Annotated in this window: 13 protein-coding genes; 1 reads left to right on the top strand and 12 read right to left on the bottom strand. The window is 75.4% G+C overall.

What is annotated here, in order from left to right:
* Positions 1-124: 124 nt before the first annotated feature.
* Positions 125-847, bottom strand: coding sequence for an ABC transporter permease (locus Q1A09_RS14075; RefSeq protein WP_299955940.1), 723 nt, complete (start codon positions 845-847; stop codon positions 125-127).
* Positions 844-1,521 carry an ABC transporter permease gene (locus Q1A09_RS14070; RefSeq protein ID WP_299955938.1) on the bottom strand — a complete coding sequence of 226 codons (678 nt, stop codon included), beginning with the start codon at positions 1,519-1,521 and terminating at the stop codon, positions 844-846. Before Q1A09_RS14070 ends, Q1A09_RS14075 begins: the two co-directional genes overlap by 4 nt.
* A 47-nt stretch (positions 1,522-1,568) precedes the next feature.
* Here Q1A09_RS14070 and Q1A09_RS14065 point away from each other — a divergent pair, with 47 nt between their 5' ends.
* Positions 1,569-2,750 carry an ABC transporter ATP-binding protein gene (locus tag Q1A09_RS14065; protein ID WP_299955936.1) on the top strand — a complete coding sequence of 394 codons (1,182 nt, stop codon included), beginning with the start codon at positions 1,569-1,571 and terminating at the stop codon, positions 2,748-2,750.
* Positions 2,751-2,840: 90 nt separating this feature from the next.
* Here the strand turns inward: Q1A09_RS14065 and Q1A09_RS14060 are convergent, their stop codons facing one another.
* From Q1A09_RS14060 to dacB, 10 genes are all read right to left on the bottom strand, one after another.
* Entirely contained in the window at positions 2,841-3,362 is a 522-nt protein-coding gene (locus Q1A09_RS14060; protein ID WP_299955934.1) for a DUF3180 domain-containing protein, read from the bottom strand.
* Positions 3,359-3,862: a 2-amino-4-hydroxy-6-hydroxymethyldihydropteridine diphosphokinase gene (gene folK / locus Q1A09_RS14055; RefSeq protein ID WP_299955932.1), complete on the bottom strand. Its 504-nt coding sequence runs from the start codon at positions 3,860-3,862 to the stop codon at positions 3,359-3,361. The genes Q1A09_RS14060 and folK overlap by 4 nt, the downstream gene beginning before the upstream one ends.
* The gene (folB, locus tag Q1A09_RS14050; protein ID WP_299955930.1) at positions 3,862-4,221 is read right to left on the bottom strand and encodes a dihydroneopterin aldolase; all 360 of its coding nucleotides are present in this window, start codon (positions 4,219-4,221) and stop codon (positions 3,862-3,864) included. Before folB ends, folK begins: the two co-directional genes overlap by 1 nt.
* Positions 4,214-5,071, bottom strand: coding sequence for a dihydropteroate synthase (gene folP / locus Q1A09_RS14045; protein ID WP_299955928.1), 858 nt, complete (start codon positions 5,069-5,071; stop codon positions 4,214-4,216). The genes folB and folP overlap by 8 nt, the downstream gene beginning before the upstream one ends.
* Entirely contained in the window at positions 5,068-5,670 is a 603-nt protein-coding gene (gene folE / locus Q1A09_RS14040) for a GTP cyclohydrolase I FolE (RefSeq protein WP_366139792.1), read from the bottom strand. Before folE ends, folP begins: the two co-directional genes overlap by 4 nt.
* A gap of 83 nt (positions 5,671-5,753) precedes the next feature.
* A complete protein-coding gene (gene ftsH, locus Q1A09_RS14035; RefSeq protein WP_299955926.1) occupies positions 5,754-7,760 on the bottom strand; it encodes an ATP-dependent zinc metalloprotease FtsH in 2,007 nt (668 codons plus the stop codon).
* A gap of 225 nt (positions 7,761-7,985) precedes the next feature.
* Positions 7,986-8,543 carry a hypoxanthine phosphoribosyltransferase gene (gene hpt / locus Q1A09_RS14030; protein WP_366139791.1) on the bottom strand — a complete coding sequence of 186 codons (558 nt, stop codon included), beginning with the start codon at positions 8,541-8,543 and terminating at the stop codon, positions 7,986-7,988.
* A gap of 47 nt (positions 8,544-8,590) precedes the next feature.
* The gene (gene tilS, locus Q1A09_RS14025; protein ID WP_299955924.1) at positions 8,591-9,598 is read right to left on the bottom strand and encodes a tRNA lysidine(34) synthetase TilS; all 1,008 of its coding nucleotides are present in this window, start codon (positions 9,596-9,598) and stop codon (positions 8,591-8,593) included.
* Between the two features lie 14 nt (positions 9,599-9,612).
* Positions 9,613-10,704, bottom strand: coding sequence for a zinc-dependent metalloprotease (locus Q1A09_RS14020; RefSeq protein ID WP_299955922.1), 1,092 nt, complete (start codon positions 10,702-10,704; stop codon positions 9,613-9,615).
* 77 nt (positions 10,705-10,781) lie between these two features.
* Positions 10,782-13,022 carry a D-alanyl-D-alanine carboxypeptidase/D-alanyl-D-alanine-endopeptidase gene (gene dacB / locus Q1A09_RS14015; RefSeq protein ID WP_299955920.1) on the bottom strand — a complete coding sequence of 747 codons (2,241 nt, stop codon included), beginning with the start codon at positions 13,020-13,022 and terminating at the stop codon, positions 10,782-10,784.
* Positions 13,023-13,851: the final 829 nt, after the last annotated feature.

Raw genomic sequence — 13,851 nt, 5'->3', positions numbered from 1 at the left:
TGGCGCCCGGTGTCGGACGACACGCGTGTCTGGCGGGAGGTCTCCCGCGGCGACTGATCAAACTCGCCCGACCGCCGGATCGCAAGTCCGTTGTGCACCACCGTCCTGACCTGCGGCGCAGCGGTCAGCGCGGAGCGGCCGCCCCGGCGACGGCGGCCCGCCGGGGGCGCACCCGCGCGAACGGCACCCGCTTCTCCCCCGGCGTGATCGCCCAGCTGACCGCGGCGAGCAGGAGCTCGGTGAGCACGGCCAGCGCTGCGACCACGAGCGCCCCGGCCAGCACGGCGCCGTAGTCCTGCTGGCGGAAGCCCAGGGTGATGATCCGGCCGAGCCCTCCACCGGCCACCAGGGCGGCAAGCGTGGCGGTGGCCACCACCTGGACGGCGGCGGTGCGCACCCCGGTCATCATCAGCGGGGTCGCCAGCGGGAGCTCCGCGCGCAGCAGCACCTGCCGGCCGCTCATCCCCATGGCCCGGGAGGCCTCGACGACGTCCCGGTCGACGCCCCGGAACCCGACGTAGGTGTTGGTGAGCACCGGCGGGACGGCGAACAGGGCCAGCGCGATCGTCGTCGCATTCGGGCCGAAACCGATCGGGGTGACCGCGAAGACGGTCAGCAGCGCCAGCGTCGGCACGGCGCGCGAGACGTTGGACAGCGCGACGGCGAAGCCCCCGCCGCGGCCGGTGTGCCCCAGCAGCGCCCCGACCGGGATGCCGATCGCCATCGCCGCCAGCACCGCCAGCGCGGAGATCCGCAGGTGCTGGACGAGCAGCTCGATGATGCCGTTCGCCCGGGTCCAGTTGAACGGGTCGTTGAGGTAGCGGACGGCGTCCTGCAGCAGGTTCACGACCGCGCTCCGCGGGACCAGGGGGTCAGCGCGCGGCCGACCCCGGCGAGCAGCAGGTCGGCCAGCAGGGCCAGCAGCACGCAGCCGAGCGCGCCGGTGACGATCTCGGCCCGGTAGAAGTTCGCCGCGAACCCGCCGGTGATCAGCTGCCCCAGCCCGCCGTGGCCCACGATCACGCCCACCGTCACCAGGGCGACCGTGGAGACGGTGGCCACCCGCAGGCCGGCCATGATCGAGGGCAGGGCCAGCGGCACCTCGACCTGCCAGAGGGTGCGCGCCTTGCCGTAGCCCATGCCGAGTGCCGCCTCACGCACGTCGGCCGGCACCGACTGCAGCCCGGCCAGGAAGTTGCGCACCAGGATCACCAGCGAGTACAGCACCAGCCCGATCAGCACGGTGGTGGCCGTCAGCCCGGTGACCGGGGCGACGAAGGCGAACATCGCCAGCGACGGGATCGTGTAGATCAGCGTGGAGAACCCGAGCACCGGCCCGGCCAGCCACCGGCTGCGCCGGGCGAGCAGCGCCAGCGGGAACGCCAGCAGCGTGCCGAGCAGCACCGCGCCGACGGTCAACCGGACGTGCTCGCCCAGGAGGGGCAGGATGGAGCTCCAGTTGCCCGACACGTAGGACGGGTCGAACCACGGGTTCGGCGCCGCATCGACTGCGAGGACCATGGTGCTCGCCGCGCTCAGCACTGGGCGCCTGCCAGGAAGGCCACCTCGTGGACGCTACTGCCCCACCCACCTCGCCCGCCGGTTCGGGGGCCGAGGAGATCCGGCTCGAGGGCGTCGGCAAGGTCTACGCCGACGGCACCGTCGGGGTGCGTGAGCTGGACCTGACCTTCGCCGCCGGCGAGCTGACCGTGCTGGTCGGACCGTCGGGCTGCGGCAAGACGACCACGATGAAGATGATCAACCGGATCATCGAGCCCAGCAGTGGCCGGATCATGCTCGGTGCCGACGACGTCACCCGGGTCGACCCGGTGCAGCTGCGCCGCCGGATCGGCTACGTCATCCAGAACGTCGGCCTCTTCCCGCACCAGACGGTGCGCCGCAACGTGGCGACCGTCCCCCGGCTGCTGGGCTGGGACAAGGCACGCACCCGGGACCGGGTGGAGGAGCTGCTGCAGCTGGTCGGGCTGGACCCCGCCGCGCACGGTGACCGGTACCCCCACCAGCTCTCCGGCGGGCAGCGGCAGCGGGCCGGCGTCGCCCGGGCGCTGGCCGCCGACCCGTCGGTGCTGCTGATGGACGAGCCGTTCTCCGCCGTCGACCCGATCGTGCGGGAACGGCTGCAGTCGGAGTTCCTGCGGCTGCAGGAGACGGTGCGCAAGACCATCGTCTTCGTCACCCACGACATCGAGGAGGCCGTGCGGCTCGGCGACCGGATCGCGGTGATGAGCGAGGGCGGCACCGTCGAGCAGTTCGCCGCGCCCGCCGAGCTGCTGGGCTCACCGGCCACCCCGTTCGTCGCGGACTTCGTCGGCGCCGACCGCGGCCTCAAGCGGCTGGCGGTCACCGGGATCGACCTGGCCGACCTGGAGCAGCCACCGGTGGTGCACGTCGACGACCGGCTGGCCGACGCCCGTGCCGCGCTCGACCGCTCCGGCGCCCGGTGGGCGGTGGTGCTGGACGACCGGCAGGCGCTGCACGGCTGGGTCTCCCACGAGCGCGCCGCCGGCAGCGGCACCGTCCGTGACGCAGCGCGCCGGATGGAGGCCTGGGTGCCGATCGACGCCACCCTGAAGACGGCCTTCTCCACCATGCTGCAGCTGGAGGCCGGCTGGGTGGCCGTGCTGGACGGCGACCGGTTCTGCGGGGTGCTGACCCCGGAGTCGCTGCACGCTGCGCTGCGCCGCTCGGTCGCGGGGAAGGTGCCCGAGACCGCCGGCGCAGTGGTCTGAAGCCGAGCTGGCGCGGCTGCGGCGCGGGTTGACCCACCCGAGCCGACGTGCGGCCGCGCCGTGGCACGGCTCCACCTCAGGTGAGGTGGGTCAACCCGACCGTCGACCAGGGGCGGACCCCGTTCCCGGGTCCTCGTCGTCGGAGTCCGGGGGCACCCGGCACACGTGCTCCAGCCACAGCGCGGCGGCGACCAGCCCGGCGGCCACGACCACCCCGATCACGCCGGTGACCGTGTCACCGCGGGCGTAGGCCAGCCGGCCGAGCGCCGGCGCGGTGTGCAGCAGCAGCCCGGCCCACGCACCGGCCAGGACCGCGCCGACCCACGCGCTGGCCTGGGCGAGCACCGCGACCCGGGCCACCAGCAGCGGCTCCACCGGCCGGGCGGCCGCCGCGGACCGGCCCGGAGCCGGGCGACCCTCCCGCTGGGCCGACAACCGCGCCCGCAGCGTCCGCGCGCCGAGCGCCTCGGCGACGGCCAGCACGCCCAGCGGCACCGGCAGCCACCACCGGAACGGGGGCAGGTCGCCGTAGCCGGCACGCACCACCAGCCAGACGGCGACCGCGACCGCCACGGCCAGGAACAGCAGGTCCCGGCGGCGCACCGCCGTCATGCCAGCTGCTCCCAGCGGGTCACCGCGGCGACGTCGTCGGCCGGCAGCGCGGCGACCAGGTCGGCGACCCGGCCGTGCCCGGGCAGCTCCGCCGACGGGTCGAGCGCGAGCCACGGCACGAGCACGAAGGCCCGCTCGTGCGCGCGCGGGTGCGGCAGCGTGAGCACCAGGTCGTCCGAGCGCACCGGCGTGCCGTCGTCCCCGGTCACCGTCACCACGTCGACGTCCAGCGTGCGCGCGCCCCAGCGCACCTCCCGGGTGCGCCCGGCGGACTGCTCGAGCTCGTGGGCCAGCGCCAGCCAGCCGGCGGCATCCCGGTTCCCGCGGACGACGGCGATCGCGTTCAGGTAGGGCGGCTGCTCGACCGGGCCCCAGGGCGGGGTCTCGTACAGCGTCGAGCGGGCCACCAGTCCGTGGCCGGTCAGCGCGGTGAGCGCCTGCCGCAGGGTCGCGGCGCGGTCACCGAGGTTCCCGCCGAGGGACAGCACGGCCCGGGACATCAGCGTTCGCGCCGGATGGCGACCGTGACGTCGGCGGCGGGGACGCCCAGGTCGGCGTCCGGCTTGTGCACGGTGATCTCGACCGCGTCCACCATCGGGTAGGCCAGGCACAGGTCGGCCAGCCGCTGGGCCAGCGTCTCCAGCAGGTCGACCGGCTCGCCGACCAGCACGGCGTGCAGCCGCTGGGAGAGCTCGGCGTAGTTGACCGTCCGGGTCAGGTCGTCGGTAGCGGCGGCCGGGGCGGTGTCCAGCTCCAGCACCGCGTCGACCCGGAAGGTCTGGCCGCGCTCGCGCTCGGCCGGGTAGACCCCGTGGAAGCCGTGCCCGGTGAGGCCGTGGACGGTGATCCGGTCAGGCACGCCTGCCTCCTCCCGACCGGGCCGCCTGCACGGCGCCCACGGTCGCGATCGCGTCGAGTGACTGCACGGGGTCGTGCACCCGCACGCCCCAGGCGCCGGCCTGCGCGGCCAGCACCGAGATCGCCAGGGTCGCGGCCTCGCGGCCCTCGACCGGGCGGACCTGCCCGTCTGGGCCGGCCAGCAGCCGGCCCAGGAACGTCTTACGCGAGGCGCCGACCAGCACCGGCAGGCCGAGGGCCACGAACCGGTCCAGCCCGGCCAGCAGCGCCCAGTTGTGCTCGGCGTTCTTGGCGAAGCCCAGGCCCGGGTCGAGCACCAGCTGGCCGGGGTCGACCCCGGCGGCGACGACGTCCTCCACCCGGGCGGTCAGCTCGGCCGCCACCTCGGTGACGACGTCGCCGTAGCGCGCCGCGGCATACATCTCCCGGCTGTGCCCACGCCAGTGCATCAGCACCCACGGGACCCCGGCGTCGGCGACCAGCCGGGCCATGCCCTCGTCGGCCAGCCCGCCGCTCACGTCGTTGACCAGCGTGGCGCCGGCGTCCAGGGCGGCGGCCGCCACCTCGGCGCGGGTGGTGTCCACGCTCACCCGGACGCCGGCCTCGGTCAGCTCGCGCACCACCGGCACGACGCGGCGGCACTCCTCGGCCGCGTCGACCCGGTCGGCGCCGGGGCGGGTGGACTCACCGCCCACGTCCACGTAGTCGGCGCCGGCGGCATGCATCTGCAGGCCGTGCGCGATCGCCGCCCCGGCGTCGGCGTAGCAGCCGCCGTCGGAGAACGAGTCGGGCGTGACGTTGAGGACGCCCATCACGACGCAGCGACCCGGCCGTGGCAGGAGGGCGCTCACCTGCCCAGGATGAGGCTCATGGCCTCGCCGCGGGTGGCCGCGTTCTCCCGGAAGATGCCGCGCACCGCCGAGGTCACGGTCGTCGAGCCAGGCTTGCGGACCCCGCGCATCGCCATGCACAGGTGCTCGGCCTCGACCACCACGATCACGCCGCGCGGCTTGAGCACCTCGAAGAGCGCGTCGGCGACCTGCCGGGTCATCCGCTCCTGCACCTGCGGGCGCCGCGCGTAGACCTCGACCAGCCGGGCCACCTTCGACAGCCCGGTCACCCGGCCGTCCGCGCCGGGGATGTAGCCGACGTGCGCCTTGCCGTGGAAGGGGACCAGGTGGTGTTCACAGGTCGAGTACATCGGGATGTCCTTGACCAGCACGAGCTCGTCGTGGTCCTCGTCGAACGTCGTGGCCAGGACGTCGTAGGGGTCCTGGCCGAGGCCGGCGAAGGTCTCGGCGTAGGCGCGGGCCACCCGGGCCGGGGTGTCCACCAGACCGGGCCGGTCCGGGTCCTCACCGACCGCGAGCAGCACCTCGCGGATCGCCGCCTCGAGCCGGGGGGTGTCGACCCGGCCGTCGGCCAGGTCGGCGACCGGGTCACCGGTCAGCCGGTCCTGGCCGAGGGCGTCCACGCGGTCGGCGGGCTGCCCGCTCGCCGACCGCGGCGGCTCAGCTCCCCCGGGACCAGCGCTCACCGGCCCTGGACCGGTGCGCCGACGTCGCCGACCGGCGATGGCGAGGACCCGTTGACGTGCGCGCCCGTGCCGTTGGCCGCGGCGACCTCGGCGGGGGTGAGCACCGGCGGGCGCTGCGAGGGGGTGCGCTTGCCGAACCCGTTGTAGGGGGCCATGGAGGGGCGCTTGTCCATGCCGGCGCAGATCCGGTCCATGTCCTCGCGGGTCAGGGTCTCCTTCTCCAGCAGCTCGAGCACCAGCCGGTCCAGGACGTCCCGGTACTCGACCAGGATCTCCCAGGCCTCGTCGTGGGCGGCCTCGATCAGCGCGCGCACCTCGCCGTCGATGTCGGCGGCGACCGCGTCGGAGTAGTCCGGGCGCGAGCCCATGTCCCGGCCGAGGAACGGCTCGGAGTCGGTGCTGCCGTACTTCACCGCACCCAGCTTGGCGCTCATGCCGTACTGGGTGACCATCGCGCGGGCCATCGAGGTGGCCTTCTCGATGTCGTTGCCGGCACCGGTGGTCGGCTCGTGGAAGACCAGCTCCTCCGCCGCCCGGCCACCGAGGGCGTAGGCGAGGGTGTCGATCATCTCCGAGCGGGTCTGGGTGTACTTGTCCTCGGTCGGCAGCACGAGGGTGTGCCCCAGCGAGCGGCCGCGCGGCAGGATCGTCACCTTGTGCACCGGGTCCAGGTGCGGCATCGCGTGGGCCACCAGGGCGTGCCCGCCCTCGTGGTAGGCGGTGACCTTCTTCTCCTTCTCGCTCATCGCCCGCGTCTTGCGCTCCGGGCCGGCGATGACCCGGTCGATGGCCTCCTCGAGGAGCTCGTCGGTGATCACCGTCCCGTTCTGCCGGGCGGTGAGCAGGGCGGCCTCGTTGAGCACGTTGGCCAGGTCGGCGCCGGTGAAGCCGGGGGTGCGCCGGGCGACGGTCTCCAGATCGACGTCCTCGGCCAGCGGCTTGCCGACGGCGTGCACCTTCAGCACCGCCGTCCGGCCCTGGAGGTCGGGGCGGTCGACGGGGATCTGCCGGTCGAACCGACCCGGGCGCAGCAGCGCCGGGTCCAGGACGTCGGGCCGGTTGGTGGCGGCGATCATGATGACGCCGCCCTTGACGTCGAAGCCGTCCATCTCCACGAGCATCTGGTTCAGCGTCTGCTCGCGCTCGTCGTGCCCGCCGCCCATGCCGGCGCCGCGCTGCCGGCCGACGGCGTCGATCTCGTCGATGAAGATGATCGCCGGGGCGTTCTCCTTGGCCTGGGTGAACAGGTCGCGGACCCGGCTGGCGCCGACGCCGACGAACATCTCGACGAAGTCCGAGCCGGAGATCGAGTAGAACGGCACACCGGCCTCACCGGCAACGGCACGGGCCAGCAGCGTCTTGCCGGTACCGGGCGGGCCGAACAGCAGCACGCCCTTGGGGATCTTCGCGCCGATCGCCTGGTACTTGACCGGGTTCTGCAGGAAGTCCTTGATCTCGTGCAGTTCCTCGATCGCCTCGTCGGCACCGGCGACGTCGGTGAACAGGGTCTTCGGCGTGTCCTTGCTGACCACCTTGGCCTTGGACTTGCTGAAGGCCATGACCCCGCGGCCGCCGCCCTGCATCGAGTTGAACAGCCAGAACAGCAGCAGGAGCAGCAGCACGAAGGGCAGGAAGCTGACCAGGACCGACACCAGCAGGTTGTCCTGGGTGACGTTGGTGTCGAAGGACTCGGCGCCGCCCTCGACGTCGTCACCCACGCCGCGGACGAGGTCGAAGACGTCGTCGGAGGCGCCCAGCGGGTAGGACGTGGTGATCTGGGTGCTCCCGTCGACCGGGTTGTCCAGGTCGAGGTCGAGCGTCTGTTCCTTGTCGTTGATCGTGACGGAGGAGACGTTGCCGCTGGCGAGCTGGTCCAGGGCGGTGGACGTCGACACCTCGTCGTACTCGTCGTTCCCGCTGAGGAAGCTGGAGCCCACGAGGCCCAGCACGACGACGATGGCGATCCAGAACCAGACGTTCCGGACGAGCTTCTTACGTTCCATACACCGTGGCCGGGCACCGGGGAGGCCCGGCTGCGCCCGTCGACCCTCCTGATCGTCGCGGGACGCCGCCCGCGACCGGCAGGAACACCCCATCACGGGGCGACGTCGTTGGGCACGAAGGTACACCGCTGGAGCTGTGCCCTCGCTGGGCGAAGGGCCTGGCCGCGCCCGGGAACAGTGGACCGGCGGCCCCGCTGCGGCGTCCAGCCCCGAGGTGCCGTTCCGTCAGGAGGAGTAGACCTCGGGCTTCAGCGTGGCGATGTAGGGCAGGTCCCGGTAGCGCTCGGCGTAGTCCAGGCCGTAGCCCACGACGAACTCGTTGGGGATGTCGAAGCCGATGTAGCGCACCGGCACGTCGACCTTCACCGCGTCGGGCTTGCGCAGCAGCGTGCAGACCTCCAGCGACGCCGGCCGGCGGCTGCCCAGGTTCTTCAGCAGCCAGGACAGCGTCAGCCCCGAGTCGATGATGTCCTCGAGCACCAGCACGTGCTTGTCGGCGATGTCGCGGTCCAGGTCCTTCAGGATGCGCACCACGCCCGAGGAGCTGGTCGCGCTGCCGTAGGAGGAGACCGCCATGAACTCCATCTGGGTCGGCAGCTGCAATGCCCTGGCGAAGTCGGACATGAACAGCACCGCGCCCTTGAGGACGCCCACGAGCAGGACCTCGCGACCGGCGTAGTCGTGGGCGATCTGCCCGGCCAGCTCGGTGATCTTGTCCTGGATCTGCTCCTCGGAGAGCAGCACGTGGTCGATGTCCGGGCCGTAGCCGTGGTCGGGGCCCAGCGGTCCTGGTGCCTGCGCTCCGGTGGTGGCGGGCTCGCTCACGGTCGTCAGGGCTCCTCAGAGGGGAAGGCGTAGGGAGGCGCGGCGCGGCGACCAGGGCCGAGCTGCACCACCAGCCTGCCAGACGCCCGGACCACCCCGTGACCACCGGGCAGGTCCGCCCGCCCCTGCCCCCTCCACCGGGTGAGCAGCGCGTCGACGGCCGCCAGGTGGGTCGCCTGCAGGTCCGGCACCCCGGCGTTCCGCAGCCAGCCGCGCAGCACCCGGCGGCGCACGGCCGCCGGGAGCTCGGCCAGCGGTGCGGCCGGGAGCCCGCCGTCCGGCCCGACCAGCGCCGCCGCCTCCGTGGCGGCCAGCGCGTCGAGGGCGTCCAGGTCCTCCCGCAGCATGCCGGCGGTGCGGGCCAGCGCCGGGGCGACCCCACCCCCGAGCACCTCCTCCAGCAGCGGCAGCACCTCGGTGCGCAGCCGGACGCGGGTGTAGGCGGAGTCGGTGTTCCACGGGTCGTCCCACACCGGCAGCTGCTGGGCGGCGCAGGCCGCCCGGGTCGTCTCCCGGCGGACCCCCAGCAGGGGGCGCCAGAACGGCGGCCGGTGCTCGACCATGCCGGCCACCGACCGCGGCCCCGAGCCGCGGGCCAGCCCGAGGAGGACCGTCTCGGCCTGGTCATCCAGCGTGTGGCCGAGCGCGACCGTCGCACCGTGATCGGCCGCCGCGGCGGTCAGCGCCGCCGTGCGCGCGGCCCGCGCGGCGCCCTCCGGCCCGCCGTCCGTGCCCACCGCCACCGGGACGACCAGCACCGGGGCCAACCGCAGCGACGTCAGCAGCGCCGCCGTGCGACGGGCCTGGTCGGCGGAGCCGGGCTGCAGGCCGTGGTCGACGGTCAACGCGCCCACCGCACGGCCGGCCCGGGGCGCCTCGAAGGCGAGCGCGGCCGCGAGGGCCACCGAGTCCGCTCCCCCGCTGCAGGCGACCAGCACCGGGCCGGCGCCCGCGGCCAGCCCGGGGCGTACCGCGGTCCGCAGGGCGGCGACCGCGGGATCAGGTCCGGTCATCCCCGGCTGCCGGCTCAGGCCGGGAAGGCCGGGCGGGTCTCCAGGACCCGGGTCACCCAGCGGGCGGGGTCGGTCAGCTCGTCCTTCAGCGGCAGGTTCTCCGGCCCGGCCCACACCTGGTTGAACCCGTCCATCCCGACCAGGTCGACCACGCCGGCGACGAACACCCGGCCGTCGGCGTACTGCTGCATCTTCTGCTCCAGGCCCAGCAGCCGGCGCAGCACCCGGTCGATCGGGCCACGGCCCTTGCGCCGCTGGGCGAAGCGCTTGCGCAGCGTGCGCACCGAGGGGACGACGTCGGGCCCCACGCCGTCCATGACGTACTCGGCGTGCCCCTCCACCAGGCTCATCACCGCGGTCACCCGGTCCAGGGCGGCGCGCTGCTCGGGGTCGCGGACCAGCGCCATCAGGCCCTGCGGCGCGTCGTCGTCCTGGCCGCCGCGGACGACGTCACCCAGGCTGCGCACCAGGTCGGTGAGCCGGTCCAGCAGCACGTCGGGATCTAGGTCGGTGGCCTCGGCGAAGGAGGCGATCTGCTCCTCCAGGTAGCCGCGCAGCCACGGCACGGCGGTGAACTGCAGCTGGTGGGTGACCTCGTGCAGACAGACCCACAGCCGGAAGTCGCTGGGGTCCACGCCCAGCCGCCGCTCGGTCTCCACGATGTTGGGGGCGACCAGCAGCAGCCGGCCGCCGGAGCCGAACACCTCGTATTGACCCAGCACCCGGGTGCAGAGGAAGGCGAGCACCCCGCCGGCCTGGACGCCGGTGGCGCGGGAGCCGATCGCGGTGGCCAGCGGGCCGGGCGGGCGGTCCTGGCCCTTCTGCAGCGCGGCGGACAGCGGGTCCAGCAGCGCGGCCATGCCGGCGGTGTTGGCCTCGACCCAGCCGGGCCGGTCGACGACGGCGACGGTGGGCACCGGCCCGCCCGGCACCGGCCGCAGGCCGGTCAGCGCCTCCACGTGGGCGACCGCGGTCGCCGCTGCCTCGTGCAGCTCGGCCACGACCGCGGCAGCCTCCTCGCGCGAGGTCTCCGGGCCGGAGCTGACCAGGCGTCGGGCGGTGCGGCCCGCGAGGTCCCAGTCGACCAGTGACGAGGCTCGGCTCATGGCCCGACCGTACGCGGCGGCACCGTCGGCCGTCCGGCCCTGCTGCAGGGGCCCGCCCCGAGCCTCGGGACGGGGCCTCAGCGGCAGCCGCAGGCGGCCAGCGCGGCGGCCACCTCGTCGAGCGCGTCCTCGGCGGCGCCGATGCTCCCGGCGGTGCCGTCGGCCAGCACGGAGAAGGCCAGCAGCCGGCCGTCGGCCGTCTGCACCGTGCCGGCCAGGTCGTTCACGCTCTGCAGGGTGCCGGTCTTGGCCCGCACTGCACCGGGCGTGCCCGCCCCGGCGGCCACCCGCTCGGCCAGGGTGCCGTCGTAGCCGGCCACCGGGAGGCCGGAGAGCAGCACGTCGGCCTCCGGGATGCTGCCGTCCGCCGCCGCCTGCAGGACGTCGACCAGCAGCCGGGCCGGCGCCCGGTCGTCCCGGGAGAGCCCGCTGGCGTCGGTGAGGCTCAGCCCCGTCGTGTCCAGCCCCGCCTCGGCCAGCGCCGCGGTCACCGCGGCGCCCGCACCGTCGAAGGTGGCCGGCAGCCCCCGGGCCATGGCCACGTGCCGTGCCAGGGTCTCGGCCAGCAGGTTGTCGGACGCGGTGAGCGCCTGCTCCACCAGCCGACCGACCGGCGCGGACTGCACCGTGCCCAGGGTGCGGGCCCCGGCCGGGGCGGCGCCGAGGGCGACCGGGGCGTCGGGCACCCCGAGCGCCGTGGCGAGGGCGCGGCCGGCGTCGGTGCCCGGCTGGCCGCTGCGCTGCGTCTGGCCCGGGGTGACCCGGGCGCCGTCCACGGCGGTGGCGGTGACCGGTGCCGCGTAGGTCGAGGGCGCGTCGCCCTCCCCCCAGCCGGTGGCGGTCAGCGGGCCGGTGAACAGCGAGTTGTCCACCACCACGCCGGTCACGGGCTGCCCGGCGAGCGCCTGCTGCACCTGGGCGGCGAGGTCGGCCACGGTCGCGGCACCCGGGTAGTCGACCGAGGGCGCGGTCGTGGACAGCGTCGGGTCCCCGCCACCGACGAGCACCACCTCCCCCGGCGCGCTGCCGGCCACGACGGTCGTGTCGATCCGCTCGGTCGGGCCCAGCGTGGTCACCGCGGCCAGCGCGGTCAGCAGCTTGGTCGTCGAGGCCGGCGTGCCCGGGTCGGTGGCGTCGCGCTCGAGCAGGACCGTGCCGGTGGCGACGTCCACCACCTGGGCGGAGAGGCCACTGCCCAGCGCGGGCGCATCGAGCAGGGGGTCGAGCACCGCAGCCAGCGCAGCCGGGTCGGGCACCGGCGCCTCGGCCGACAGCGCGGCCAGCACCGGGGCGGGGTCGCTGAGCTCGGGCAGCACGGCGTCGGGCACCTGCTCGGCGTCCGCTGCGACGCCCGGGTCGCTGGTTCCCCCGGTCAGCTGGATGGCCAGCACCACGCCGGCCGCGACGAGCACCAGCGCCAGGACGGCGGCGACGAGCACCTTGGTGAGCCGGCGCCCGGACCCGGGCTCTGCCGGGGCACCGACGGCCGTGGCGCCCGCCCGCCCGCGGTCTGCCCGGGACCGGGCCTCCTCCGCGGCCGGTGCCGAGGCCTCGGCACCCGCCCGCCGGCGACCGGGGACGGGGCGCGGCGGGGCCGCCTGCTGCTCCATCGCCGCGCGCTCGACGGGTGACCGTTCCGCCGCTGCCTGCTGGGCCGTGGCGCGCTCGATCGCCGCCTGCTGAGCCGCCCGCTCCGCCGCGGCCCGCTCGATGGCCGCGCGTTCGGCTGCGGCGGCCTGCTCCGACGCCTCGCGCTCCGCGGCCGCCCGCTCCGCCGCGATCTGTGCGGCGACCGCGGCCCGCTCGGCGGCCATCTGCTCGGCCGCGGCCGCCCGCTGGGCCTCTGCCTGGTCGAAGGCGGCGCGCTCGACCGCCAGGCGGTCGGCCTCCGCCTGCTCTGCCGCGGCCCGCTCGGCAGCCTCGGTGGCGGCTGCCGCCGCGGCCTGCTCCGCGGCTGCCTGCTCGGCAGCGGCACGCTGCGCGGCCCACTCCCGGACGGCGGCCAGGTCTGCGGCGGCCTGCTCGGCGGCGGCGCGCTCGGCCGCCGCCTCGTCCGCGGCCAGCTGCTCGGCGGCTTGGCGGTCGGCCTCTGCCTGGGCGGCCGCCGCCTGCTCGGCGGCAGCGCGCTGCGCGGCCCACTCCTTGACCGCGGCCAGGTCCGCGGCAGCCTGGGCCGCCGCGGCCTGCTCGGCGGCGGCCGCAGCGGCCGTGGCCGGGTCGTCGACCGGGTCGTCCTGGTCCGGGGTGCCCACCGCTGCGCCGGACGGGGTCGCGGCAGCTGCCGCTGCGTCCGACGTCCCGCCGTCGTCCGGGATCACTCCGCCGTCCGGTGCAACGCCGTCCGATACAACGCCCTGTTCGGGGGCAACGCCGTGTTCGGGGGCAACGCCATCCGCCGTGGCGCCCTCGGGTTCCGGCGCCTCGCCGTCCGTCGGGGCCTCGCCGTCGGCAGGGGCCTCGCTGTCCGCCAGGGCCTCCTCGCGAACCAGGGCCCCGCTGGGGTCCGGAGTCACGGTCGTGCTGGAGGCGGCCGCGACGTCGGACTGCTCCCCGTTGTCCGGGATGGACGCACCTGCGGGCTCTGTCGCGTCGTCGGACGGAGTCGGCGCCGTCGCGGTCCCAGGTGTCTGGGGACGTGCGACGACCTCCGGCGCCTGCGGGGCTCCCGCTGGCGCGGCGGTCGGCACGTCCGGTGCCGCGCTCGAGTCGGCGGTCGCAGCCATCACGGGCTCCTCGCCCGCCGGCAGGTCCGTCGCCTCCTCGGCGACCGACTCCGCCGGGCTGGCCGGCTCAGCCGGAGGCGCCGGGTCCACGGCCGCCGGTTGCGCTGCGACGTCCGACTCGTCCGGCGCCGCCGCTGCCGGCTGTGCCTCTGCGGCCGGCTCGTCCACGGGCGCATCGGCGGCGCTGGTGGCCGAGGGCGTTCCCTGTGAGTTCGGGGCCGTCGCCCCAGCCGCCGCGCCGTCCTCACCAGTCACTGGTGCCACCGGGTCCGGCTGGCCCTCGGACGGCAGCTGAGCGGGGGCGGCTCCCTCGTCCGGCGCCCCGGCGGAGGCCTGTCCGGCCTCGCCTGCCTGGTCTTCGGACGACCCCTCGCGCGGACTCGACGCGATCTCTCCCACCCCCCGGGGTGACCTCCGCCGACGC

This window comes from uncultured Modestobacter sp. (assembly GCF_947486615.1).
Taxonomy (GTDB): Bacteria; Actinomycetota; Actinomycetes; order Mycobacteriales; family Geodermatophilaceae; genus Modestobacter.
The sequence above is the reverse complement of the archived record's forward strand: the minus strand, read 5'-3'. Positions and strand labels throughout refer to the sequence as shown.

Excerpts from the sequence above, each read along its gene's own strand:
- Q1A09_RS14060 (WP_299955934.1), bottom strand. The coding sequence starts at position 3,362 with ATGACGGCGGTGCGCCGCCGGGACCTGCTGTTCCTGGCCGTGGCGGTC.
- folK (WP_299955932.1), bottom strand. The coding sequence starts at position 3,862 with ATGTCCCGGGCCGTGCTGTCCCTCGGCGGGAACCTCGGTGACCGCGCC.
- Q1A09_RS14070 (WP_299955938.1), bottom strand. The coding sequence starts at position 1,521 with ATGGTCCTCGCAGTCGATGCGGCGCCGAACCCGTGGTTCGACCCGTCC.
- tilS (WP_299955924.1), bottom strand. The coding sequence starts at position 9,598 with ATGACCGGACCTGATCCCGCGGTCGCCGCCCTGCGGACCGCGGTACGC.
- Q1A09_RS14020 (WP_299955922.1), bottom strand. The coding sequence starts at position 10,704 with ATGAGCCGAGCCTCGTCACTGGTCGACTGGGACCTCGCGGGCCGCACC.
- ftsH (WP_299955926.1), bottom strand. The coding sequence starts at position 7,760 with ATGGAACGTAAGAAGCTCGTCCGGAACGTCTGGTTCTGGATCGCCATC.